This is a genomic window from Pseudoduganella chitinolytica, assembly GCF_029028125.1.
Taxonomy (GTDB): domain Bacteria; phylum Pseudomonadota; class Gammaproteobacteria; order Burkholderiales; family Burkholderiaceae_D; genus Rugamonas; species Rugamonas chitinolytica.
This window is the reverse complement of sequence record NZ_CP119083.1, coordinates 319,800-344,745: the sequence shown is the minus strand read 5'-3', so window position 1 is coordinate 344,745 and position 24,946 is coordinate 319,800. Positions and strand designations below refer to the sequence as shown.

The following is a 24,946-nucleotide window of genomic DNA, read 5'->3' as shown; positions in this document are numbered from 1 at the left end:
GATTCGTTTCGTACAAAAACACCGGGCCGGCGCGAAGGCCGGCCCGGTAAGGCGTCAAGCGGCGCTTAGAAGTTCAACGTGCGCTTGTCGATTGCCAGGGCCGCTTCCTTCGTCGCTTCCGACAGCGAAGGGTGGGCGTGGCAGATGCGGGCGATGTCCTCGGCCGAAGCCTTGAACTCCATCGCCACGACGGCTTCCGAGATCAGCTCGGAAGCCATCGGGCCGATGATGTGGACGCCCAGGATTTCGTCGGTCGTCGCGTCGGCCAGGAACTTGACCATGCCGGACGTGTCGCCCAGCGCGCGCGCGCGGCCGTTCGCCAGGAACGGGAACGTGCCGGCCTTGTAGGCCACGCCATCGGCCTTGAGCTGTTGTTCGGTGCGACCGACCCACGCGATTTCCGGCGACGTGTAGATCACCCATGGAATCGTGTCGAAGTTGGTGTGACCATGCTGGCCGGCGATACGCTCGGCCACGGCAACGCCTTCTTCCTCCGCCTTGTGCGCCAGCATCGGGCCGCGCACGACGTCGCCGATCGCCCACACGTTCGGCAGGTTGGTCTTGCAGTCGCCGTCGACGGCGATGAAGCCACGCTCGTCCAGCTGCAGGCCGGCCTTGTCGGCGTTCAGGCCGTTGGTGTTCGGCGTGCGGCCGATCGACACGATCAGCTTGTCGAACGTGCCTTCCTGCGCCTCGCCCTTGGCGTTGGTGTACTTGACCGTGACGTTATCGCCGCCGGTGGTGACGCTGTCGATCTTCACGCCCAGGTGGATGCCCAGGCCCTGCTTCGTGAACATCTTGAACGCCTCCTTGGCGATCTGCTCGTCGACCGCGCCCAGGAACGTCGGCAGGCCTTCCAGCACGGTCACTTCCGCGCCCAGGCGGCGCCACACGGAGCCCATCTCCAGGCCGATGACGCCGGCGCCGATGACGCCCAGCTTGGCCGGCACGCCTTCGATCGCCAGCGCGCCCGTGTTCGACAGGATCAGCTTCTCGTCGAACGGTGCCCCCGGCAGCGCGCGGGCGTTGGAACCCGTGGCCACGATGATCTGCTTGCCGGTAATGGTCTCGGCGGTCGGGCCGGAGATCTCGATCGGGTAGCCTTCGCCCGTCGCCGCACCGGCGAACGCGCCGCGGCCGTGGAAGAAGGTGACCTTGTTCTTCTTGAACAGGAACAGGATGCCGTCGTTGTTCTGCTTGACGACCGTGTTCTTGCGCTTGAGCATTTGCGGCAGGTTCAGGGACAGGCCGGCGACGTCGATGCCGTGTTCCTTGAACGCATGGCCGGCGTGCTCGAAGTGCTCCGACGACTGCAGCAGTGCCTTGGACGGGATGCAGCCGACGTTGGTGCAGGTGCCGCCCGGTGCCGGACCGCCTTTTTCGTTGGCCCACTCGTCGATACAGGCGACCGAGAAGCCCAGCTGCGCCGCGCGGATGGCCGCGATATAGCCGCCTGGACCTGCGCCGATCACCACTACGTCAAATTGCTTATTGCTCATATTTTTTTCCAATCAGGTCGTTCCCGGGAAGCGTTTCTTCCGGAACGAATATCCACAACAGAATGTAAATCACCAGCCCGAAGCCGAACGACACCGTGAACAGCACGAACACCAGGCGCCAGATCCACGCCTCGACCCCGGACACCTGGCCGATGCCGCCGCAGACGCCGCCGATCCAGCGGTCGGTGCGCGAACGGCGCAACCGCGAGAGCTCGCTGGCCAGGTCGCCGTTGCCGGGCCCTGGCGCCGACGGGGCATCCAGCAGGCGCGCCTTGGCGCGGGCGAATTCCTCGTCGGTCAGCGCGCCGGCCTGGTGCAGCTCGTGCAGGCGCTTGATTTCATCGGAGACGTTCATGGTTGACTCCTTGGGGTTGGGGTCTGTCCCCGCAGGGGACTGACCCCGGTTTTTATCCGCGGCTTTGCTGGCTGACACCCCGAAGCAAAAGCCGGGGTCAGACCCGCCGGGTCTGACCCCAGTTTTCGGTCTCGGGTTTCAGCACTTCAGCGACAGACCCAGCCGGCAACGTCGATTACAGGTCCAGCAGCAGGCGCGCCGGATCTTCCAGCGCTTCCTTCATCGCCACCAGGCCCAGCACGGCTTCGCGGCCGTCGATGATGCGGTGGTCGTACGACATCGCCAGGTAGTTCATCGGGCGGATGACGATCTGGCCGTCTTCCACCACGGCGCGGTCCTTGGTCGCGTGCACGCCCAGGATGGCCGACTGCGGCGGGTTGATGATCGGGGTCGACAGCATCGAGCCGAACGTACCGCCGTTCGAGATCGAGAACGTACCGCCGGTCAGGTCGTCCAGGGTCAGCTTGCCTTCCTTGGCCTTCTGGCCGAATTCGCCGATCTTCTTCTCGATCTCGGCGATGCTCATCTGGTCGGCGTCGCGCAGGATCGGCACCACCAGGCCGCGTGGCGAACCGACGGCGATACCGATGTCGAAGTAGCCGTGGTAGACGATGTCGTTACCGTCGACGGACGCGTTCAGGATCGGGTACTTCTTCAGCGCGGCCACAGCGGCCTTGACGAAGAAGGACATGAAGCCCAGCTTGACGCCGTGCTCCTTCTCGAACTTGTCCTTGTACTTGTTGCGCAGGTCCATCACCGGCTTCATGTTCACTTCGTTGAACGTGGTCAGGATGGCGTTGGTCGACTGCGATTCCACCAGGCGCTCGGCGATACGGGCGCGCAGGCGGCTCATCGGCACGCGCTCTTCCGGACGGTCGCCCAGTTTCAGGCCGGACGGTGCCGACACTTGCTGCAGGGCCGGCTTGGCGGCGGCGGCAGGCTTGGCGGCCGGTGCCGGCGCGGCTGGCTTGGCGGAAGCGGCCAGGGCGTCGCCCTTGGTCACGCGGCCGTCCTTGCCGGAGCCGGCGACGTCGGTCGCGGACAGGCCTTTTTCGGACAGGATCTTGGCGGCGGCCGGCATGGCCACGTCGCCTTTCGCACCGCCTGCGGGGGCGGCTGCGGCAGCTGGCGCGGCCGATGCCGGGGCTTCGGCCTGCACTGGCGCGGCGGTGACCGGCAGCGGCGAGGCCATTGCGGTGCCTTCGGTGTCGATGATGGCGATCACTTCGTCGGCGACCACGGTGGCGCCGTCATTCTTGATGATCTGTACCACCACGCCGGCGGCCGGGGCCGGCAGTTCCAGGACCACCTTGTCGGTTTCGATGTCGATCAGGTTTTCGTCGCGGGCGACGGACTCGCCCAGCTTCTTGTGCCAGGACAGCAGGGTCGCTTCGGCGACGGATTCCGACAGTTGGGGAACTTTGACTTCGATTTGTGCCATTGATTACTCCGTGAATTCGATTATGCGTGGGTGTGCGCGCGCCCCGGTCTCTCGTGCCGGGGCGCGTGGCATGCCGTGATTACTTGGTCAGGATGAAGCCCTTCAGCTTCGAGAACGCCGTCTCCAGCAGTTCCTTCTGCTGGGCGTAGTGCTTGTCGTAGTAACCCACGGCAGGCGACGCGGAGGCAGGACGGCCGGCATATGCCAGGCGCTGGCCCGCTTCCATCGACTCGAAGATGTTGTGCTGGATCTGGAACCATGGACCCTGGTTCTGCGGCTCGTCCTGTGCCCATACCACTTCGGTCGCGGCCGGGAACTTCTTCAGTTCGGCGGCAAACGCCTTGTGCGGGAACGGGTACAGCTGCTCGACGCGGATGATCGCCGTGTCGCTCTGGCCGCGGGTCTTGCGGGCATTGGCCAGGTCGTAGTACACCTTGCCGGAGCAGGCGATCACGCGCTTGACCTTCTTGGCGTCGATTTTCTCGTCGACTTCACCGATCACGGTCTGGAACGCACCCTTGGCCAGCTCGGACAGCGGCGAACCGGCATCCTTGTTGCGCAGCAGCGACTTCGGCGTCAGCACGACGAGCGGCTTGCGGAACTGGCGCACCATCTGGCGGCGCAGCAGGTGGAAGATCTGCGCGGCGGTGGTCGGCTGCACCACTTGCATATTGTTGTCCGCGCACAGCTGCAGGAAGCGCTCGGGGCGTGCGGAGCTGTGCTCCGGACCCTGGCCTTCGTAGCCGTGCGGCAGCAGCATGACGAGGCCCGAAGCGCGGCCCCACTTCACTTCGCCGGAGCTGATGAACTGGTCGATGACGACCTGCGCGCCATTGACGAAGTCGCCGAACTGGGCTTCCCAGATCGTCAGCGTGTTCGGCTCGGCGGTCGAGTAACCGTATTCGAAGCCCAGCACCGCTTCTTCCGACAGCACGGAGTCGATGACGGTAAACGGTGCCTGGTTGTCGGAAACGTTCTGCAGCGGCACGTAGGTGCCCGCATCCCAGCGCTCGCGGTTCTGGTCGTGCAGCACGGCGTGGCGGTGCGTGAACGTGCCGCGGCCGGCATCCTGGCCGGTCAGGCGCACGGCGTAGCCGGACGACACCAGCGACGCGTAGGCCAGGTGTTCGCCCATGCCCCAATCCAGGTTCAGTTCGCCTTTACCCATGTTGGCGCGGTCGCCCAGCACCTTTTCCACCAGCGAGTGGACCTTGAAGCCTTCCGGCACGGTGGTGATGCGGGTCGCCAGGCGCTTCAGTTCCGTCAGCGGCACGGCGGTATCGGCCGCGTCGGTCCACTTGCGGTTCAGGAACGGCAGCCAGTCGACGGCGAACTTGTTCTTGAAGTTCGAGATGACCGGATCGACCGTGTGCTTGCCGGCGTCCATGGCGGCGCGGTAGGCCGCGACCATCTGGTCGCCGCCGTCGGCCGGGATCACGCCCTGCGCGGCCAGCTTGTCGGCGTACAGGCGGCGGGTGCCCGGGTGTTGCGCGATCTTCTTGTACATCAGCGGCTGCGTCAGCGCCGGCGTGTCCTGCTCGTTGTGACCCAGCTTGCGGTAGCAGATGATGTCGACGACGATGTCCTTCTGGAACTGCGCGCGGTAGTCCAGCGCGATCTGCGAGGCCAGCACGACCGCTTCCGGGTCGTCGGCGTTCACGTGCAGCACCGGCGCTTCGATCATCTTGACGACGTCGGAGCAGTAGATCGTCGAACGGGCATCGCGCGGGTCGGACGTGGTGAAGCCGATCTGGTTGTTGATGACGATGTGCACCGTGCCGCCCGTGCCGTAGCCGCGGGTCTGCGCCAGGTTCAGCGTTTCCATCACGACGCCCTGGCCGGCGAATGCGGCGTCGCCGTGCACCAGGATCGGCAGCACTTGCTTGCCTTCCTTGTCGCCGCGGCGGTCCATGCGCGCCTTGACGGAGCCTTCGACGACCGGATTGACGATTTCCAGGTGGGACGGGTTGAACGCCAGCGACAGGTGGACCGGGCCGCCCGCGGTGGAGATGTCGGACGAGAAGCCCTGGTGGTATTTCACGTCGCCGGCCGGCAGGTCGTCGCCGTGCTTGCCTTCGAATTCCTCGAACAGGTCCTTCGGCGCCTTGCCGAGGGTATTGACCAGCACGTTCAGGCGGCCGCGGTGGGCCATGCCGATGACGATTTCCTGCACGCCTTTTTCACCGGCGCGCTGGATGATCTCGTCGATCGAGGCGATGAACGTCTCGCCGCCTTCCAGCGAGAAGCGCTTCTGGCCGACGTATTTGGTGTGGAGGTAGCGTTCCAGGCCTTCGGCCGCGGTCAGGCGCTCCAGGATGTGCTTTTTCTTTTCCGGGGAGAAGTTTGGCGTGGAGCGGATCGACTCCAGGCGTTCCTGCAGCCAGCGCTTCTCGGCCGGGTCGGAGATGTACATGAATTCCGCGCCGATCGACCGGGTGTACGTGTCGCGCAGGAAGTTGGTCAGGTCGCGCAGGGACGCGGTTTCCGGGCCAAAGTAGGTGTTGCTGATGTTGAACACGGTGTCCATGTCCGCATCCGTGAAGCCGTAGGACGCAGGGTCCAGTTCCGGGATCGACGGGCGCTCCTGGCGCTGCAGCGGATCCAGGTTGGCCCAGCGCGAACCCAGGTAGCGGTAGGCGGCGATCAGCTGCGTGGCGGCGACGCGCTTGCGGCCCATTTCCGGGTCGCCCGAGGCGACGACGGTGCGGATCGGGCCGGACTTGGCGCGTTCGGCGAACGAGGCGATGACGGAAGCGTGGGCGACGTCGGGTTTATTGGAGCCGTCGACGGCCGGGACGTGCTGCATGGCGTCGAAATACGCGCGCCAGTTGTCGGGAACGGAGCCTGGATTCTCCAGGTACGCCTCGTAGAGCTCCTCTACGTACGGCGCATTCCCACCGAACAGGTAGGAGTTGGACGTCAGTTGTTGCATCATTCTTGCTCACCTTTCTTCGCGCTTCGCGAGGAATTAGCGGGTTAATCTAACCTTCCGCGACACGGCCTGACCGGTTAGCGGATCGCACATCAAGTTGTGGGGGAAGGACTGTACACCTAAGAGAGAACCGGAAAACACGGCCACCCGCGTAAATATTGTGCAGGCAACAGCTCCTCCGAAATTTCAACAATGGTTGTTTAGCATAGCACGCTGCGTTGAGGTACGACAACCTAAGGTTGCAGATGGTTGTAGCGCCCCTGCCTATCTGCAAGGAAAAGTTACAAATAAATTGGGGACAGCCTCCAAATTGAACAAATTGGGGACAGCCTCCAATTTATGGCAACGTTCCCCTGTCGGGCGCCCTGGACTTCATCATCTAGATCATTTATTCTAGATGCGTCGATTCCCGAAAGCCGCACGATGACCGCCCCTGCCCCGCCGAAGCCCACGCCGTCCGAACTGGAGATGCTGCGCCTGCTGTATGCGCTGGGCCCGGCCACGGCGAAACAGGTTCACGCCGCCGCGCTGGAAGCCCGGCCGGAACAGACCTATGCCACCGTGCTGCGCCTGCTCCAGGTCATGCACGGCAAGGGGCTGGTGACGCGCGACGAAAGCGCCAGGGCCCACGTCTACGCGCCCGCGCTGGCCCAGGACGCCATCCAGACCAGCCTCCTGAAGGACCTGATCCACAAGGCTTTCGCGGGGTCCGGCAAGGCGCTCGTGATGGCGGCACTGCGCGGCGGCCACGTCAGTGCGCGCGAGCGGGCCGAGATCCAGGCCCTGCTGGACGAAGACCAGCGTCGCGACTGATTTCCCCCCTTTGCCAGAGGGTGCCCGCGCTGCCAAGCGCGCGGCGCGGATTTGTTTTTTCGATCACACTGGCATCAGATCGACGGCCGCCCGCCGGCAGCGGCCAACGCCCCACCCGCCGGCACGTTCCAGACCGAACGGGTTTCAGCGAGACTGCATCTATTTGCTTTGCTAATAATCAAGAACACAGCAACTTTTGCAACTTCGGGGGAAGTATGGGTGAGAGCGGGCTACAGTCGGCCGTGGACGTCGGCGGCTTGCCGTTGCGGGATGTGATGGATCTCCTGGCCGGGACGTTCTATGTCCTGGACGAATCAGGCTATTTTGTGTTGTGGAACCAGCAGGTCGAACGGGTCACCGGCCTCTCCGCCGAGCGCCTGCGCGGGCTGCACATGCTGGAGGTGTTCGAGCCGGCCGACCGGCCCGCCGTCGCCAGGGCCTTCTGCACCGTGTTCCAGCAGGACGAACGCGTCCAGATCGAGGCCCGGGTGCGCTCGGCCGACGGTGACGTGATTCCGTTTGCCCTGTGCGCGTCGCGGCTGCTTGTCGGCGGCGGCACCAGCTACATGTGCGGCATGGGCATGGACCTGTCGCAGCACCACCGCCAGCGCGAGAAGCTGGAACTGTTCGAACGCGGCCTGACGGCCGCCAGCAACGGCATCGTCATCACGCGTCACGACGGTGTCGACAATCCCATCGAGTACGTCAATCCCGCGTTCGAGCGCATCAGCGGCTACGAAGCCGCCGAAATGATGGGCCGCGACTCGCGCTTCATGGCGGCGCCGGGCCTGGACCAGGACCAGCGCGCCCACCTGGGCGCGGCCGTACGCGCGTGCCAGCCGGCCTCTGTGGTATTTCGCAACCAGCGCAAGAATGGCGAGCTGTTCTGGAATCACCTGTCCGTCACGCCGGTGCGCGACAACAGCCGCCGCGTCACCCATTTCATCGGCATCATCGAGGACATCACCGCCACCAAGCAGCGCACATCGCAGCTGGAGCACCTGGTCACGCACGACGCGCTGACGGGCCTGGCCAACCGCGTCCTGCTGCGCGACCGGCTCGACCACGCGATCCAGGGCGCCCAGCGCAACCACGAGCAGGTGGCCGTCGTCATGCTGGACCTGAACAAGTTCAAGGAGATCAACGATACGCTGGGCCACGCCGCCGGCGACCAGGTGCTGCGGAATGTCGCGCAGCGGCTGCAGTCGGCCCTGCGCGAATCCGATACCGTCGCGCGCCTGGGCGGCGACGAGTTCGTGCTGGTGCTGGCCGAGCAGCCCAACCTGCGCTTTACGCTGCGCATGATCGACCGCGTGCGGCGGGCGATGGCGGGCGACATGGATATCGAGGGCCGGGTGCTGTCGGTGGGCGCCAGCATGGGCGTGGCCGTGTACCCGAGCGACGGCCGCAATGTACACGACCTGCTGCAGGCGGCGGACGCGGCAATGTACGCCAGCAAGCACGGCGGTCCGGATGCCGTGCATTTCTACTCCCCCGCGATGGCGCACACGACGGCAGCGCGCCAGCACATGGAAAACGCGCTGCGCGACGCGCTCGACCGCGACGACTTGTACCTGCTGTTCCAGCCGGATGTGTGCGTCGAGACGGGCAAGATCCTGGGCCTCGAAGCGCTGCTGCGCTGGCGCCACCCCGAGCGGGGCGAGCTGTTGCCGGCCGACTTCCTGCCCGAGGCGGAAGAGAACGGGCTGATCGTACCGCTGGGCCGGCGCGTGCTGGAGGACGTCTGCAGCACGCTGCGCTTCCTGGCCGACCTCGGCTACCCGGACCTGCCGATCTCGATCAATGCGTCCAGCCGCGAGTTCACCCAGCGCGACTACCTGCTGCACCTGGGCCGGCGCGTCGCCCACCACGGCATCAAGCCCGCCAGCCTGGCGCTGGAGCTGCACGAGGAGCAACTGATGCACGACCCGGAACAGGCCACGCGGCTGGCGAACGGCCTGCAGGAGCTGGGCATCAAATTGTCGGTGGACGAATTCGGCGCGGGCCGCAACAACCTGTCCTGCCTGCGCCGCCTGCCCGTCAGCCAGCTGAAGATGACGCGCCGCCGGGTGCAGGAAATCGGCGCCTCCCCAGCGACGGCATGCTGACCAAGACGATGCTCGACATCGGCCACAACCTGAACATCCCGGTCGTGGCGACAGGCGTGGAGACGCGCGACCAGCGCGACTTCCTCGCCGCGCACGGCTGCAGCCGCGTGCAGGGCCACTACATCAGCCAGCCGCTGGCCCGGCCCGCGCTGGCGGAGTGGCTGACGCGGCATTAGAGCCTCAATCGCCGCGTTGACTGAACAGGCAGGGTTCCAAGCGGCGACGGCCCCGCCCCCCCTGGACCGAAACGGTTGCGCAGCGCCGGCACGGCGGGCGCGGCTTCGAACCTCCCTCGATGGTGGCTGCCGCCAAACCCACCCGCCAACGCGAACTTCGGCAGCGCTGTCGCAACCGCTCGGCGTAATTGCGTGACACAGCTGCGGCGTCGGGCGTCGCCGATGCGGCTTCCCAGCGCAATACGTCCAGCGGCATGCCACCCGGTTCCCGTGCGCACATCATGCCCGATGGCCAGTTGTCGCGGCGTGGTTGTCGCGGTTGACGAAGCAATCCGGCAGGTGCAGTTGCCAATGCGTTTCAATGGTTTGCTCCCGTTTACCCCAACCATCGTATGTTAGGCCGAATCGCGCGCAGTTGTGCTGCACGAGTTGACAGGGCAACGCGCACGACGGCAGCGTGGAGAATGCGTGGCCGGCACACGGCCCGGAGAGAACACCCGCACTGCCGCGCGCCGGGACTACATCTGCCACCCGCCGGCCGGGCTAGCACTTGCGAATGACGGCGGTCGCCCCCGCCGCCCCGAAAGCTGACAGGGCACACCTCCGTGCCCACCTTCGTCTTACGCCAACAAACAGCGTCACGCGGACAAGGCCAGTCGGCCAGGCGCCGCGGCATGGACCGGCAGTGAACGATCCGCTGCGCTTGCGGGCTTCACTGCCAGCACCGGGTTCGCGCTCGAAGCCAGTTGGAACGTCGCCGCACGGCGCGACAGTTCTTCGGCCTGCTCATGCAAGGCCGCGGATGCGGCAAAAGCCTCTTCCACCAACGCGGCGTTTTGCTGCGTCGACGAGTCGATGTCGGCCAGTGTTCGATGTACCTGCACGATGCCGGCCTCCTGCTCCGTACTCGCCGTCTCGATGGCGCCGATGATGCGGCTGACCTCACGCACGTTTTGCACGATCTGGCTCATCGTTCGACCCGCTTGCGCGACCAGCGCGCCACCGGCGTCGACCTGGTCGAGCGACGCGCCGATCAATTCCTTGATCTCCTTCGCCGCTGTTGCCGAGCGATGTGCCAGCGCACGCACTTCTGCCGCGACGACGGCAAAACCGCGCCCCTGCTCGCCCGCACGAGCGGCCTCGACAGCCGCGTTCAATGCCAGGATATTGGTCTGGAAGGCAATGCCATCGATCACGCTGGTGATATCGGTAATGCGACGAGCGGAGGCGTCGATCGACGCCATGGTCTGGATCACCGAGTCCACGACAGCACCGCCCTCCTCGGCGACCCCGGTAGCGCGCGTTGCCAGTGTGCTGGCCTCCCTGGCGTGCTGGCCGTTCTGCTTGACCGCGTTCGTCAGCTCTTCCATTGCGGAAGCTGTCTCTTCGAGCGCAGCCGCCTGCTTTTCGGTGCGCTGCGACAGGTCGCGGTTACCGCCCGCAATCTGCCCCGATGCCGACGCAATACCTTGAGCACCGCTGCTGACCGCACCGACCACGTCGCGCAGATTGACGGTCATTTGCCCCAATGCACGCAATAATACGCCGAACTCGTTCCTTGACGATGCCGAAATATCCGTTGTCAGATCGCCCGCCGCTACGCGCTGAGCAGCGTTGACCGCCTGCTCGAGGGAAGTGCCAATGGTGCGCGTAATATAGCGCCCGGCTGCCCAGGCGATGGCGACAGCCAGTGCGATCGCTGCTGTGCCGACGGTAATGGCCGTATCGATGCTGGCCTCCACGGCGGCGCGACGCACCACCGCGCGCTCCTGAAGGTAGGCAGCCAGACCGACGGCCTGCTTGTCCGCTTCGCGATACACGGGATTGATCGTGCTGATCAGTATCTTCTGAGCGTCGTCCCAGTTGTCCCCGGTAATTGCACGCGCTGCGGCGCCTGTACTGTCCAGTCCCAGGCGGCCGCTGTCGCGATACCAGCGGTCCGCCAGATCGCGCTCCGCTGGATCCTCGACCCCCTTGCGGTAGGCATCCCACAGCGTAACGATATCGGCCGAATTTTTAGCGATGATGCCGTCATGAATCGAGAGGGGATGGTCGTGCATTGCCGCATAACGCGTCCCAGGGTTGTGCTGCAGGGCTTGCAGGACCTGGCTGCGGTTCGCTTCCATGCGCAACCGGATCTTGTCGACAGTCGCCTGCGCGGTCAGGTCCGCCGTGCTGCTCGACTCAAGAGCCGCGATGACGTAATTGACCAGCCAGAACGACCCGCCACCGGACAGGGCGATGATGACGATGAGAGTACCCAGCGTTGCACGCAATAAGGTACGAATAGGAAGATTCGACAATTTCATCATTTTTCCATTGTTTAGGGAGGGGACACGCCAAAAATAATCAAATTCGGCGATTTTGTGAATGTTGATCCACTTATTTCCCTGCGTCAACAATAATCATCATCAAAATCGTCAAAAAACTTGGACTGTTGTGTCGTGCGAACATAGGAAGCAGACGCGTATCTCGACCGGCTGCTTGCGTGCGCATTGGGCTTGTGCAAGTGCATCAAACTGCGCGAAGCATGGCCGTGTTTGTTATCATTACCGTCCAGGCCGGGCTCTCGGCATCCACAGCGCAAACACACGACCAAATCATGCAAACCTCACATCGAAGCTCGGGCATCGACGCCGTCGGCGGCATCCCCTGGGGCTCGCACTTCTGCCAGTTCTACCGTACCGAGGCCGACCTGGCGGAAACGCTGGTGCCATTCTTCCAGGCCGGGCTCGATGCGAACGAATCGTGCCTGTGGGTGACGTCGCAGTCGCTAGACGCCAACCGGGCCAGGGCTCTGCTGGAGGACGCCATTCCCCGCCTGGACGCCTACCTCGCCAGCGGCCAGATGGAGATCGTGTCGATCTCGGACTGGTACAAGGCGGGCGACGTGTTCGATCCCGACATCGTGCTGAACGGCTGGATCGAACGGGAACGGCGCTCGCGCGCGCTCGGCTTCGAAGGCCTGCGCCTGACCGGCGACACCATCTGGGTCGAGCGGTCCGGCTGGGCCGACTTCATGGACTACGAGCGCAAGGTGAACGGCGCGTTCCGGCACTACAACCTGGTCGCGTTGTGCACGTACTGCATGGAGACGTGCAGCGCGGAGGACGTGATCGACGTGTGCCGCCACCACGAGTTCGCGCTGACGCGGCGCGACGGCGCCTGGGAAGTGCTGGAGAGTTCGTCGCTGAAGCTGGCCAAGCAGGAACTGGTGCGCCTGAACGCGGAGCTGGAAGACCGGGTCGAAACGCGCACCGCCGCACTGAACGCGGCCGTGCAGGCCCGCGACGAGTTCCTCGCCATGCTGGGCCACGAACTGCGCAATCCGCTGGCGCCGATCCGCTCCGCGGCGGACGTGATCCGTGCACTGGCGCCGGCCAACTCGCCCATCGCCGACAGCTCCGCTGTCCTGCACCGGCAAGTCGCTCATCTCACGCGTCTGGTGGACGACCTGCTGGACGTGGCGCGTATCACGCAAGGCCACATCCAGCTGGCCATGCGGGAAACATCACTGGCCGACATCATCGAGATGGCATTGGAACAGACGCGACCGCTGATCGACCAGCGCGGTCATTCGCTGGCAGTGGCCATGCCGCCCAGGAACGTGCAGGTGGTGGCCGATGCCACGCGCCTTGCCCAGGTATTCGGGAACCTGCTCCACAATGCCGCGAAGTACACGCCGAACGGCGGTGCGGTCAGCATTACTGCGCACGTGCACGACGGGTCGGCAACGGTCACGGTTTCCGACAACGGAGCGGGGATTCCGCGCGACATGCTCGACTCCATCTTCGGGCTGTTCACTCAGCTGCCTCGCTCGCTCGACCGCTCCGACGGTGGCCTGGGGATCGGCCTGACGCTCGCGCGCCGCCTGGTCGAGCTGCATGGCGGTACAATCGCCGCGCACAGCGGCGGTCCTGGCCTGGGCAGTTCGTTTTCGGTCCGGCTGGCGTTGGCGACAGGAAGCACACGGGAGCACGCCCCGGCAACGGGCGAGATGCCGCGACCGGATTAAGGCGGCGCCATTCCTGTCTGCAGGATATTCAGCAGCCGTTCCGGCTGGACCGGCTTGACAAGATGCAGTTCGAATCCGGCCGCAAGGCTGCGGGCCATGTCTTCCGGTTGACCGTAGCCACTCAATGCAATGAGCCGGCATTGCGCCCCGCCAGGGCGCTGGCGTATTTCACGCGCCAGCTCATGGCCGCTCATGATGGGCAGGCCGATATCGAGTACGGCCACGTCGGGGCGCAATGTGTCGAACCGCGCCAGGGCGGTCACGGGGTCGTGACATACCTCGACCTTGCAGCCATGCTGTTCCAACAACATGCCCAGCATGCGAACCGCGTCGACGTTGTCGTCCACCAGGAGTATCCGACGCCCCTGCGGCTGGCCCTGCAGCGAGTGCCCCGCCGCTTGCGCTTCCGGGGCGCCGCAGGATGGCAGGCAGACGACGAATTCGCTGCCGCGGCCGCGACCGTCGCTGCGTGCTTCGATATGCCCGCCATGCAGCTCGACGAGCCGTCGCGCCAGCGATAGTCCGACGCCAAGCCCACCTTCGGCGCGGTCGATGCCCCGCTCTCCCTGGTAGAACAAGTCGAAGACCTGACGTAACTCCTCCGCTGTCATGCCGCGACCATTGTCCGCGACCGCAATGCGCACGTGCCCGTCCATGGCCTGTGCGGACAAACGAATGATGCCGCCCCGCGGCGTGTACCGCGCCGCATTGATGAGCAAATTCGCAATCACTTGGGCGAGGCGCACATCGTCCGCCTCCACGTACCAGCTACCGCCGACGGTCAATTCCAGCTGGTGCGCGCGTGCGCGGATATCCGCTGAGGCGATCTCGACCGCCTTGTCCAGCAGCGGTCGAAGTCCCAGCCGCGCCCGCTTCAGTGAAACCTTTCCCTGTGTGACACGGGCGATATCGAGCAGGTCGTCCACCAGCCGCACGAGATGGTCGACCTGGCGCCGGATGACGGCACGCTCCGGTCCAGGACCGGCGTCGGCGCGCATTTCCATCATCTCCAGTGCCATCAGTATCGGCGCCAAAGGGTTGCGCAACTCGTGCCCGAGCATGGCGAGGAACTGGTCCTTGTTCCGGTTGGCGTCCTGCAAGGCCGCCAGCACGGTTTCGCGCTCATCGTGCGCACATTCGAGCTTCTTGCGCGCCACTACGTGTTCCGTGACATCCACCGCCGTCAGCACGACGCCATCGGCCGCGCCATCGATGCCGCACAGCGGCTCGAGGCTGAGCCGCAGGTACCGGTCTGCATTGATCTCCGGCAGACGCAGCTCGTCGGCGTGGTAGGACTCGCCGTTGGCCTGGACCTGCTGCAGCAGCGCGTGCAACTGGCCGCCTACCACGGCGGGGAACGCTGCGGCGAACGTCTTGTCGCGCAGGCCGGTGCGGCCGCTCAGTTCGATGAAGCGATCATTGACAAGCGCGATCCGCAAGCCCGGTCCGCTCAGCAGCGCAGTGGCAACGGGAGAACGCAGGATCATCTGGTCACGTTGGGCCAATGCCATGTCGCGCTCGTGACGCTGGGTCGCATCACGGGTAAAGCAGCGGGTGTAGCGCAGTTGCCCGTTCTCGAAGCAGCCGTTGGAATGAATGACCACGTGCCGGATACCGCCGTCCCGACAACGCAGGCGGGCCGGCTGGTCGTAGAGCGTTCCCCCACGTCCGAGTATGTCCAGGATACGTTCGATGACGTCCGCATCGGCATGGAACTCGGCGATATTGTGGCCCACGTACTCTTCCCAGCGATAGCCCAGCAGCGCGAGCTCCGCCTTGTTCGCCCACAGGATCGTGCCATCCGGTCCGACGCGATGGATCCCTTCCGCCGCATTGTCCAGGAAATCGGCCAGGTCGGCTTGAGTGTCGGCAGCAAGCCGTTCGGCATCGCGCCGACGCGCTGCTTCACTGCCCAGGGCAAGCGCCCGGCGCTCCAGTTCGAGGCGTTCCAACGGGTCGGCATGCCGATGACACGCTTGCCGCAAGGCGCCCGCGTCGGTATGCGCGCGACAGATGGAGGCGAAACTGTCGGCCAGCTCGACCGTCGGAAACAGCGCCCACGGATAAGCACAAAACAATGAGAACGTTGCGTGCGCCCGCAAGGCGTTCCACAGCTCTTCCAGCCGGAGCGCGGCTTCGAAATGACCGTCGGCACACAGCAGTGCGACCATTTCGCCATAGGCATGGGTCGGCACGCCTGGCCGCTGCACAGCGCGCACCAACGCGCCGACCACCGCATCGAAGCGCGCCGCATCCGGCCAGCCTCCCATGGTGAACTGCGCCAACGTCGCCGCCGCGTCCAGCACGACAAGGTGCGCCAGGTCGTCCGGGACCACGTCCCGGCGCAAGAGCGCCAGCACGTCTTCCACCCGTGCAGCGGTGGCGATCAGGATGGCGCTGCCACCCCGGCGAAGCGCCCCGCCCAAGTGCGCGGCGATTTCTTCGGCGAGGAACGCCTCGTCGTCGTAAAAGCGCACGAAATGCGCTTCGCCGCCGCCGCCGCACGCATGATCGACACATTGTTCCGGGAGCATTCTCAATCCTGTGGATGCCCCGGGATCGGGACAATATCAGCCATTCTACCGGAGATATCCCTGGCAAGACATCCGGGGCCGGGTTTCACGTGTGTCCTGGACACTTGCTCCTGCCGCGCGCCAGCCTGCCTCGATCAGCTTTCGCTGCAGAACCTGTCGATCAGTGCCTGCTGCTCGGCCCCCACGGCAACGAATGCAAAACCGGTACGGAACTCGTCGGCACTGAGCGTACAGTTGGTCACGCGGCCGGCAACAACGACCGCATGCATCCGCCCTCCCATTGGCAGCATGAAATGAACGCGGGCCTGACAGCCAACCGCCGTGGCCATCGGCAACAGGATAGCGATCCCTATGCTGCTGATGTCATGGGTGCGCCCCGCTACGGGGCGCGAACCGATTTCCACCATGGCGCGCACCCTCAGTATGCGTCGCCGGGCCAGCCTCTTTTCATTGTCCATAACGAATGAGTGTTGTATGCGCTAATGGGATACATGGCCGGACCGCCCGGCTCGCTCGTTCAGCCACCACGCCAGGTGCGCAAGGTCGACAGTACCGTCAGCAACTCCGCCGGCTCGACAGGCTTGGCGACGTGCATCTGGAAGCCGCTTGTCAGCGCCCGCATCCGGTCCTGCACCCGTGCATAGGCCGTCAGGGCAACTGCGGGCGCGGCAGGCAGCCGGTCGACGCTCTCCCGTCGGCGCACCTCGGCAATAAACGCGTAGCCATCCATGCCGGGCATGCCGATGTCGCTGACGATCATGTCCGGCCGGATGCCTTCCCACAGCACAAGGCCGGTCTCGGCGTCGCTCGCCGTCTCGACGGTCGCGCCCGCACCGATCAGTACGGCAGCCAGCATGTTCCGGGCGTCGTCGTCGTCCTCCACCAGCAGCACCACGGCTCCTGCCAGGCTGAACTGGTCCATGTCGATGGGGACACGGTAGGCCCCCGCTGCGACCTGCGGGGCGGCTTGCGCTTGGGTACTGGCAAGGGGCGCGATGGGCAGTACCACGGTGAAGGAAGCCCCCAGGCCAAGTCCGTCGCTGTGCGCGGATACCGTCCCGCCGTGCAGTTCCACCAGCTTCTTCACGATCGCCAGACCAAGGCCCAGGCCGCCATGCTTGCGACTCGACGTGGCGTCGACCTGTGTGAAGCTGTCGAAGATGCGCGGCAGGTACTCTTCGGGAATGCCGGCACCGTTGTCGGCAACGACGATATGGATGCTGGAGTGATGGCGTTGCAATGCCACATGGACCCGGCCTCCCTTGGGGGTGAATTTGATGGCGTTGGACATCAGGTTCCAGACGACCTGCTGCAGGCGCTCGGGGTCGCCCGACACGGGGCCTGCCAGCGGATCGACCACCATCTGGATATTGAGCGATTTGGCAATGGCGGCGGGGCGGACGGCCTCCACCGCCGCCTCGACCGACGGTTGCGGCGAAAACAGCTGCACGTTCAGGCGCAGTTTGCCGCTGACGATACGAGATATGTCCAGCAGGTCCTCGACGATCTGTGCTTGTGCCCTGGCATTGCGTTCGATGGTCTCGATCGCCCGCTGGGACATCGCGTCATCGAGCTTGCCCGACGTCAGCATATGGGACCAGCCGAGGATGGACGTGAGCGGCGTACGCAGTTCGTGCGAGACCGTGGCCAGGAACTGATCCTTCGCTTCGTTGGCGCGCGCCGCCTCTTCGTACAGCCGGTGCTTGTCGGCCGCCTCCTGTTCGGCGCGCTTCTTGGCGAACAGCGCTTCCTGGTACAACGACGCCTTGCTCAGCCCGATCGCGGCCTGGGCTGCCAGGGTCTCCACGATACGCTCGTGCTCTTCCGTAAAAATGCCGGGTTGCTCGTGCCCGAAGAACAATCCGCCGATAACCTCGTCCTCGCTCGATTTGACGGCCACCGCCAGATAGGAACGGACCGGCAGGTGACCGGCCGGCATGCCGTGGTACGGCGCCATCTTGCCGTAGCGTGGATCCTGGCGGATATCGTCGCTGCGGATGGTACCCTCGCCACGAAACGTGGGGCCGAACAGGTGCGTATTGCGCGGCAGGGGAAAGCGGGAAAAATGTTCCTTGGGCACGCCGGCGATCGTATAGAGCGTGTACGACTCGCCGGCCTCGTTGCGCACGTTATAGAAGAATGCGCCGAATTGCGCGCCCGTCAGCGTGGTGGCGGCATCCGTCACGGCCTGGACGATCTTCTCGTGATCGAACTCCTGCACGATCAGCATGCCGATCCGCTGCAACGCCTCGCGCTCGCGCTCCCTCGCCAGGCCGACGCGGGCATCCTGTACTTCGATGACAGTACCCACGACCCGGCCCCCCGTCGAATCGGGCTGGCGGTAAACGAGACCGCATACAGCGTGCCGTCCTTGTGGACGAACACTTCCTCGCCGTGTTCCTGCATGTTGGCAGGGGCCGCGCGATCGATCGGGCACTCGGCAAGAGGATATGGACTGCCGTCCGGACGCGTGTGATGCACGAAATCATGCAGGGGCGCGCCCTGTACTTCAGCAAGCGTAAATCCGGTCAATTGCTCGGCCGCGGGATTCATGTAGACACAATGTTGCCGGTCGTCCATCACGAACAGCGCAACTGTCGCGTTGGTGCACAGATCGTGGAGGTCGAGCAGACTTTGCGCGGTCTGGGTCATTGACTGAGTTTCCAAAAAAGAACGAATAATACGTTGGTTGTGCCGGTCGCGTCGCACGACCGGAGGCATCAATCGATGAGCTGCCTGATGCAGTCGGTCAAATGCTCCAGCAGCACCGGCTTGGTGAGGTGACGGTCGAAGCCGGCGTTCACTGCGTCTGCCTTCTCCGTTGGCAGCCCGTATCCGGTCACCGCGATCAATCGGATGCTGGCAGTGGCCGGGTCCGCTTTCAGCTGCCGCGCGACTTCATGGCCGGACATGTCCGGCATGTCGATATCGATCAGGGCAACCACGGGCTGCACCCTGCGCGCCAGCGCCAGGCCGCGCCGGCCGTTCTCCGCGGCCTGCACACTGAAGCCCTGCGTGGTGAGCATCAGGACCATCATCTCGCGCACGTCCCGATTGTCCTCCACCACGATCACGCTCGAACCTGCGCCCATGCCACACGCGACGGAAGCCCCGGTTGCCGGGGCAGCGGTCGTGGCAGGGAAGCGCAGCGTGAATACGCTGCCCTGGCCGATGCCGGCGCTGCGCGCCTCCAGCGTTCCACCGTGCTGGATCGCCAGCGATTTGACGACGGCGAGGCCGATCCCCAGCCCGCCCTTGGCCCGGCTTACAACTTGCCCTTGCACGAACACATCCGATGCCTTTTCCAGCAGTTCAGGCGGCATGCCAATGCCATTATCCGCGATGGACAGGACCGCCTGCGCAGCCTCGCGGCGCACCGTCAACGTCACGGTTCCTCCTTGGGCAGTGTACTTGAGTGCGTTATCGACCAGGTTGCTGATCATTTGTTCGATCCTGGTCGGGTCGCCTTCGATCGTGACGGCAACCAGATCCGCGTCGATCCGGTGCGTTTGCATCGCTCCGCGGGCCTCGAAGCCGGCCAGGCAAGTTTCCACGGCTTTTGCCAGGTCGAGCGGGACGCGCTGCATGGTGACCTTGCCACTCAGGATGCGATGCGCATCGAGCAGATCGTCGACGAGCTTGGCCAGGTGACGGCTCTGGCGCCCGATGATCGTCGCAATCCTGGCCACCTGGGTCCGATCGCCCGCGGCTTGATCGAGCAAGGTCGCCCCCGACACGACGGCCGCGAGGGGGTTGCGCAGTTCGTGGCCCAGCATGGCGAGAAACTCGTCCTTCGACCGGTTCTGCTCCTCCGCGACCTGCCGCGCCCGCAATGCCTCCGCCAGGTGTTCCTGCCGGCCCTGTTCGGCTGCGGCCAGCAGGGTTCCCGCATCATGCAAGGAACGCTGCAGGCGGTTCATCTCTTCCACGCCCAGGTCGATAATGGGTGGTATCTCGTATCGCGGCAGCAAGTCGGCCGCCGCCGAGACGTGCCGGATCGATTTCAGCAACCGACGGCTGAACAGCAAGGCACTCCCCATGGCAAGCAGGATTGCGATCACGAACCCGGCAGCGAGCAAGGCGACCGACTGTGCCGCGGTCTTCTCGATTTCAGCCACGGGCACGCCGACGCCGACAGTCCAGCCGGTCAGCTCCGACCGCTCCCAGGCGCCGTACATTTCGATGCCATCGCGGGTGTAGGCGCGCGACACCCCTTCAAAGCCCGCCAGGATGGTGCGCAACCGCTCTGGCCGGGGCGGCAGGCCCACGAATTTCTCCGGATGGCGATTGCGCGCGATCGTGATGCCCTGTTTGTCGAACACGGCGATCAGCCAGGACGCGGGTACATTCTGCGCCGGCAACAGGCGGTTGAGATGCTCGGCGAACATCCACTCATTGACGACGATTCTCCGCCCGTCGCGCAGGCGAACCGGCTGTTCGACGCTGACAACGAACTTGCCGGTCGCGCTTCCTTTGATGAGATTGCTGTAGACGGGAACGCCTCCCGCAAGCACACTCCTGATCCTGGCCTGGGCTACCGGCCCCGGCGGCGCGATCGGGCTGCCATATTCCCTGACAGTGTTGAACAGTTGCTGTCCCGTTTCGTCGAGCAGCGCCGCCTGGATACCCGGCCGGTTGTTGGCGGCCCTGGCTTGCTGGTAGAACTGCCGGAAGTCGCCGGCGAGCAGGACATGCGACGTGCTGAGCGTTTGCGCGGTGGCTGTCGCGAAGGTCATCTCGCGGTCCATCACGTTGACCGATGCCCGAGCCAGTTCCTGCATGCTGCGCAAGGCGGCCTTGCGCTCGGCGGTGAGCAGGACGTCGAGCGCAAGAACCGAGAACAGGATCGTCGGTATGAGCACGACCAGGACCAGCAGCATGATATGCCACCGGACCTTCATGGGTGCCAACTGAACGCGGAACCCGGCACTGTTTGCCCCGTCGGGGGAACCGCTCCTTATTGCAGCCATTTGGCCTCGCGCCTGACCGCGGCGATCAATTCTTGCGGCTGGTACGGCACCACGAGGTACTGGCTGGCGCCGCTAGCCATGCCCCTGGCAATATCCTGCGCCGTGATGAAAGCCGCCGAGATGTGGATCACACGGATCACGCAGGTTGCCGGGTCCGTCTTGATCCTGCGGCAAACTTCAATGCCATCGATGTCGGGCAGCCGGACATCAAGCAGAACAAGAGCCGGCAGCATGGCCGCGGCCATGCGGATGGCATCCTGTCCATTCGCTGCTTCCGCAACGACGAAGCCGGCATTGCGGAGCAGGCGCGTCTTGACGTAACGCGCCTGTTCATAGTCATCGACGTTCAGAATCAGCATTCTCTCGGTTACCAACATTCCACGGCAAGCACGAATTGTAGCAGAGGTGAAATAAAGACAACGCCCGCGACAAGACTTTGCAACGCCTCCGTGCCCCCCATCTCTCATGTTGCTGCACAACTACAAGAGGTATGCCTGGCGGCCGAAGCGCATTAGAATGGCTTTGGAATCGAAATTTCCACAGCCCAAGCCCCGCGCCCTTCCGTTGCCAGCCCAACCCCGTCGCGATGCGCTGCAGGCTGCGGAGCTGAAGGCGATGGTCGCCCGGTTGGGCGAGGCCCCCGGCCGGGTGGACCTGCGCGGCAACGGCGTTCCTGCGGTATCGGAGCTCGGCAAGATGCTTCAGCAAAGCATTGGTGCGATGCATGGGGCCGTCGCGGCGGCGACTGCCGGCGTGCAGGGTATCCGGACGTCATCGGAGACGATCTCCGGACTCAATTCCACGATCGAATCCACCACACATGAGCAGATCGCGCGAGTGCGGGGTGCACTGGCCGCAATGGCCGACTTGACGACCGACGTGGTCCAGAACATCGACAGTACCCGCAACGCCGCCGGCGCGGCCGGCCAGGCATCCGCGGTGGCTGCACAGGGAGGAAGCACGGTCGCCGAGGTTGTCCACACGATGGGGCATATCTCGGCCTCGTCGGGCAAGATCGTCGAAATCATCGGTGTGATCGACACCATCGCGTTCCAGACGAACATCCTTGCCCTGAATGCGGCAGTAGAAGCGGCGCGAGCCGGCGAACAAGGCCGCGGCTTTGCCGTCGTGGCCGCCGAAGTGAGGCAGTTGGCGCACCGCTCGGCTCAGGCGGCGCGGGAAATCAAGACACTGATCGAAGACGCCGTAACGAAGATCGAAAGCGGGCATGAACTCGTGGACGAGGCGGGACGTACCATGCGCGTGATCGTCGACAGCGTGGCGAACATGGATCGACATATAGCGCTGATTGCCCAGTCGAGCGAGCGGCAAGCGGAAGCGACCCGGTTGATCGAGGCCGAGCTGGTGCATATCGGGACGATCACGGCAACCAAGGTCGCCATGACCGAGGCGGCTGCGCAAGCGGCAATCGATGTCGAGCGGGACTCGAAGTCTCTCGATGCACGAATGCACTGTTTCGATATCGATTCATAGCGACCGCTTCCCTTTGCGGCCGGGGTTACCCTTCGATTTTGGCAATCAACGCTTCGTCCTTATTGCCCCGTCCGCGGCCTCGGACCCGCCAGCTCCGAAGCCTCTTTCAGATAGCCGGCCAGCGTTTGCAGGCAAGCCGGCTTGGTCATGTGACGCCAGAACCCGGCATCGAGTGCACGCTGGCGGTCCTGGTGTTGGCCATAACCCGTCACGGCAATATAGAGCGCGTTGCCGCAGACCGGTTGAGCCCGGAGACGCGCGACAAGTTCATACCCATCGATATCGGGCAGGCCGATATCGAGCAAGACGACATCTGGCGCACAAACCGTAGCGTTGGCCAGGGCGGAGCTGGCATTGTGCGCCACGGTCACCCTGTGTCCCATTTGTCCGATGAGCCGCGCGAGCATCGCGGCGCCATCGACATTGTCGTCGACCAGCAGGATGCTCAGGGCAGAGGTTGTGCCGACAGTGTGCATCGCATCTCCCGGCCGCTTGCCTTCACGCGGCGGCCCGCCGTGCCAACGCGGCAGTTCAATCGTGATGGTGGTTCCCTGCCGTTCGCCCCGGCTGGACGCGGCGACACGCCCATCATGCAGCTCCACCAGTGACTTGACCAGGGCCAGGCCAAGGCCCAGCCCCCCTTGCGTCCGACCCAGCGTTCGCCTGCCCTGGATGAACGAGTCGAATACATCCGGCAGCAAGTCCGGAGCGATGCCATAACCGTTGTCCGTGACGGCGACCCTGATGGACTCGGACTGTTCCGTCAGCACGACGCCGATATGGCCGCTGTCCGGCGTGTACTTCGCGGCATTGTTGATGACGTTCGCCAGGATCTGCACCAAGCGAACGAAATCGCCACGCACCACTGTCGGCACGGCCGGCGCGGTGTATGCGAGTACATGGCGACGCTGTTCGACCAATGGCCGAACCTGCTCGCTTGCTGCTTCGACCACGCCACGCATGTCGACCGCGCCAAGGTCCAGCTCGATCATGCCTCGTGTGACGCGCGACACATCCAGAAGGTCGTTCAGCAAAGCCGTCATATGGCCGACCTGGCGAGAAATGATTCTCCCAAGTTCCCGCATTCGAGTGCCATCGATATGCCCGAGTTCGAGCAGCTGGGCAGCCCCATCTATAGGCGCAAGCGGATTGCGCAGCTCATGCGCGAGCATTGCCAGAAACTCGTCCTTGCGGCTGTTGGCGATGCGTAGCGCACTCTGCGCATTCGCCCGTTCGATGGCGTCCCAGGTCCGCTGCGCGACATCCTCCGCAATCAATGCATCGGCGTCGCTCCACCGGCGTGGTTGCGCGCAGTGCAGGTACAGGATGGCGACCAACCGCCCGCCCTTGACGAGCGGCACGACAAGCAGGCTCGTCGTGCCGATGCTGGCGTAACCGGCGGCATACGGAGCCGAACGAGGATCCGCCTGGATATCGTCAAGTCGCAGCGTCTGCCCGGCTTTAAGGACAGCGATGATATTTGGGCCGAAACTGTCCAACGGACGGCTCTCCGGCAAGGCTCCGCATCGCTCCGCTGTCCGCAGTCCAGTCGCGATGCACGGACACCGAATCCGATACGGCATCGATTTCGCCATAGCCGACACGGCCGGCGCCGACGTATTCGCCCAGCATGGAGGCGGCGTGGGCCGTGATCGCCAGCGGGTCATCGAGGCCGCGCAAGGCATCGGACAAAGCGAGCTGAAACGCTTGGCGCCGCTCCGCCAGCACCTCCCGCGTGGTTTCGGCAAACGTGACCAGTACGCCGTTCGGCGTCCCATCATCGGTACGTACCGGACTGTACGAAAAGCTGAAATAGCAGTCTTCAGGATAGCCGAACCGTTCGATCGTCAGCTTGAACCGCTCGAATCCGATGCCCTCGCCAGTCAGGACTTTTTCCCACATGGGGCCGATCGTCGGCCAGATCTCCGACCACGTCACGCGCGCATCGTTCCCCAACGCACTAGCGTCCTTTTCGCCGAGGATCGGGACATACGCGTCGTTATAGAGCTGCGTGAATTGCTCGCCCCACGCCAGGTACATCGGCAACTGGCAATCGAGCAGCAACCGAACGGCATTGCACAGACTGGACGGCCAGCGATCGATCCCGCCGAGCGGTGTGCTGGACCAGTCGAACGCCATCATCCGCTGCTCCATCCTGCTGGGATGGCTGCCGGGCGCCGGTGGCTCGGCAATAAATCGAGGCCAGTTCATGGGAGATTCGAAATGTCGTGGTCGGGAAGTTGGCCGGCGAAATGCCCGGAATTAAGCGGGTCACTGTTCCACCGGCAGCAGGCTGGCCGGAGTCCATCGGAAACCTGTGGACGAAGCGCCCAGCTCGGCCGTATCAGCGATTATACAGTGGGCTCGCCGTACACCTGTCAGCCGTATCGTGTTGCGCGCTGTCCCGCTGCGCCTGCGGAAGGACTGGCGCCAGGTGTCGGATAACCTTCTGCGCGTACAGCGATCCGGTGTGGCGCATCCATACTTAATAGCGGGGATGACACGCAAGTAATGTGCCGGTAACACGCACGTAACAAACAGGTAACAACGTCGGGGGAGAGAGGCCATGCGGCGCGGCCAGCGCGTACACTGGCCTGGCAGTGGCCGCC

General features: G+C 64.5%; 17 protein-coding genes and 1 pseudogene. 5 read left to right on the top strand and 13 right to left on the bottom strand.

Going from position 1 to position 24,946, the window contains the following annotated elements:
* Positions 1–65: 65 nt before the first annotated feature.
* The 4 genes from lpdA to PX653_RS01495 all read right to left on the bottom strand — a co-directional run bounded on the left by lpdA (position 66) and on the right by PX653_RS01495 (position 6,230).
* The gene (gene lpdA / locus PX653_RS01510; RefSeq protein ID WP_277416197.1) at positions 66–1,499 is read right to left on the bottom strand and encodes a dihydrolipoyl dehydrogenase; all 1,434 of its coding nucleotides are present in this window, start codon (positions 1,497–1,499) and stop codon (positions 66–68) included.
* Entirely contained in the window at positions 1,489–1,854 is a 366-nt protein-coding gene (locus tag PX653_RS01505; protein ID WP_277416196.1) for a PspC domain-containing protein, read from the bottom strand. The genes lpdA and PX653_RS01505 overlap by 11 nt, the downstream gene beginning before the upstream one ends.
* Positions 1,855–2,029: 175 nt before the next feature.
* The gene (gene odhB, locus PX653_RS01500) at positions 2,030–3,295 is read right to left on the bottom strand and encodes a 2-oxoglutarate dehydrogenase complex dihydrolipoyllysine-residue succinyltransferase (protein ID WP_277416195.1); all 1,266 of its coding nucleotides are present in this window, start codon (positions 3,293–3,295) and stop codon (positions 2,030–2,032) included.
* 79 nt (positions 3,296–3,374) lie between these two features.
* Entirely contained in the window at positions 3,375–6,230 is a 2,856-nt protein-coding gene (locus tag PX653_RS01495) for a 2-oxoglutarate dehydrogenase E1 component (RefSeq protein WP_277416194.1), read from the bottom strand.
* A gap of 420 nt (positions 6,231–6,650) precedes the next feature.
* Here PX653_RS01495 and PX653_RS01490 point away from each other — a divergent pair, with 420 nt between their 5' ends.
* The 3 genes from PX653_RS01490 (at position 6,651) to PX653_RS01480 (ending at position 9,324) form a co-directional block, all read left to right on the top strand.
* A complete protein-coding gene (locus PX653_RS01490) occupies positions 6,651–7,040 on the top strand; it encodes a BlaI/MecI/CopY family transcriptional regulator (protein WP_277416193.1) in 390 nt (129 codons plus the stop codon).
* Between the two features lie 275 nt (positions 7,041–7,315).
* Positions 7,316–9,148 (top strand): putative bifunctional diguanylate cyclase/phosphodiesterase, encoded by a 1,833-nt coding sequence (locus PX653_RS01485; RefSeq protein WP_277416192.1) that lies wholly within the window; start codon positions 7,316–7,318, stop codon positions 9,146–9,148.
* Positions 9,142–9,324, top strand: a complete 183-nt coding sequence (locus tag PX653_RS01480) for an EAL domain-containing protein (RefSeq protein ID WP_277416191.1) — start codon at positions 9,142–9,144, stop codon at positions 9,322–9,324. The genes PX653_RS01485 and PX653_RS01480 overlap by 7 nt, the downstream gene beginning before the upstream one ends.
* A 638-nt stretch (positions 9,325–9,962) precedes the next feature.
* On the opposite strand, the gene PX653_RS01475 is transcribed toward PX653_RS01480, so the two are convergent.
* Positions 9,963–11,723 carry a methyl-accepting chemotaxis protein gene (locus tag PX653_RS01475; RefSeq protein WP_277416190.1) on the bottom strand — a complete coding sequence of 587 codons (1,761 nt, stop codon included), beginning with the start codon at positions 11,721–11,723 and terminating at the stop codon, positions 9,963–9,965.
* A 203-nt stretch (positions 11,724–11,926) separates the two neighbouring features.
* On the opposite strand from PX653_RS01475, the gene PX653_RS01470 reads away from it, so the two are divergent.
* Positions 11,927–13,339 (top strand): MEDS domain-containing protein, encoded by a 1,413-nt coding sequence (locus PX653_RS01470; protein WP_277416189.1) that lies wholly within the window; start codon positions 11,927–11,929, stop codon positions 13,337–13,339.
* On the opposite strand, the gene PX653_RS01465 is transcribed toward PX653_RS01470, so the two are convergent.
* From PX653_RS01465 to PX653_RS01440, 6 genes are all read right to left on the bottom strand, one after another.
* Positions 13,336–15,873 carry a hybrid sensor histidine kinase/response regulator gene (locus PX653_RS01465; protein ID WP_277416188.1) on the bottom strand — a complete coding sequence of 846 codons (2,538 nt, stop codon included), beginning with the start codon at positions 15,871–15,873 and terminating at the stop codon, positions 13,336–13,338. The two genes, PX653_RS01470 and PX653_RS01465, sit on opposite strands and share 4 nt — an antisense overlap.
* Before the next feature lie 134 nt (positions 15,874–16,007).
* On the bottom strand, positions 16,008–16,331 hold the full coding sequence (locus tag PX653_RS01460; RefSeq protein ID WP_277416187.1) for a PilZ domain-containing protein: 324 nt from the start codon (positions 16,329–16,331) through the stop codon (positions 16,008–16,010).
* Positions 16,332–16,390: 59 nt separating this feature from the next.
* Positions 16,391–18,184: a hybrid sensor histidine kinase/response regulator gene (locus PX653_RS01455; RefSeq protein ID WP_277416186.1), complete on the bottom strand. Its 1,794-nt coding sequence runs from the start codon at positions 18,182–18,184 to the stop codon at positions 16,391–16,393.
* Positions 18,097–18,525, bottom strand: a complete 429-nt coding sequence (locus PX653_RS01450; RefSeq protein WP_277416185.1) for a PAS domain-containing protein — start codon at positions 18,523–18,525, stop codon at positions 18,097–18,099. The genes PX653_RS01455 and PX653_RS01450 overlap by 88 nt, the downstream gene beginning before the upstream one ends.
* A gap of 68 nt (positions 18,526–18,593) precedes the next feature.
* Positions 18,594–20,753: a hybrid sensor histidine kinase/response regulator gene (locus PX653_RS01445; protein ID WP_277416184.1), complete on the bottom strand. Its 2,160-nt coding sequence runs from the start codon at positions 20,751–20,753 to the stop codon at positions 18,594–18,596.
* A 77-nt stretch (positions 20,754–20,830) separates the two neighbouring features.
* Positions 20,831–21,202: a response regulator gene (locus tag PX653_RS01440; protein ID WP_277416183.1), complete on the bottom strand. Its 372-nt coding sequence runs from the start codon at positions 21,200–21,202 to the stop codon at positions 20,831–20,833.
* Positions 21,203–21,701: 499 nt separating this feature from the next.
* On the opposite strand from PX653_RS01440, the pseudogene PX653_RS28420 reads away from it, so the two are divergent.
* Positions 21,702–22,337, top strand: a pseudogene (locus PX653_RS28420) (methyl-accepting chemotaxis protein); the annotation flags it as partial.
* 59 nt (positions 22,338–22,396) lie between these two features.
* On the opposite strand, the gene PX653_RS01430 reads toward PX653_RS28420, so the two are convergent.
* Together PX653_RS01430 and PX653_RS01425 are read right to left on the bottom strand one after the other, a co-directional pair.
* Positions 22,397–23,836 carry a hybrid sensor histidine kinase/response regulator gene (locus tag PX653_RS01430; protein WP_277416181.1) on the bottom strand — a complete coding sequence of 480 codons (1,440 nt, stop codon included), beginning with the start codon at positions 23,834–23,836 and terminating at the stop codon, positions 22,397–22,399.
* A complete protein-coding gene (locus PX653_RS01425) occupies positions 23,799–24,548 on the bottom strand; it encodes a PAS domain-containing protein (protein WP_277416180.1) in 750 nt (249 codons plus the stop codon). Before PX653_RS01425 ends, PX653_RS01430 begins: the two co-directional genes overlap by 38 nt.
* Between the last annotated feature and the right edge of the window lie 398 nt (positions 24,549–24,946).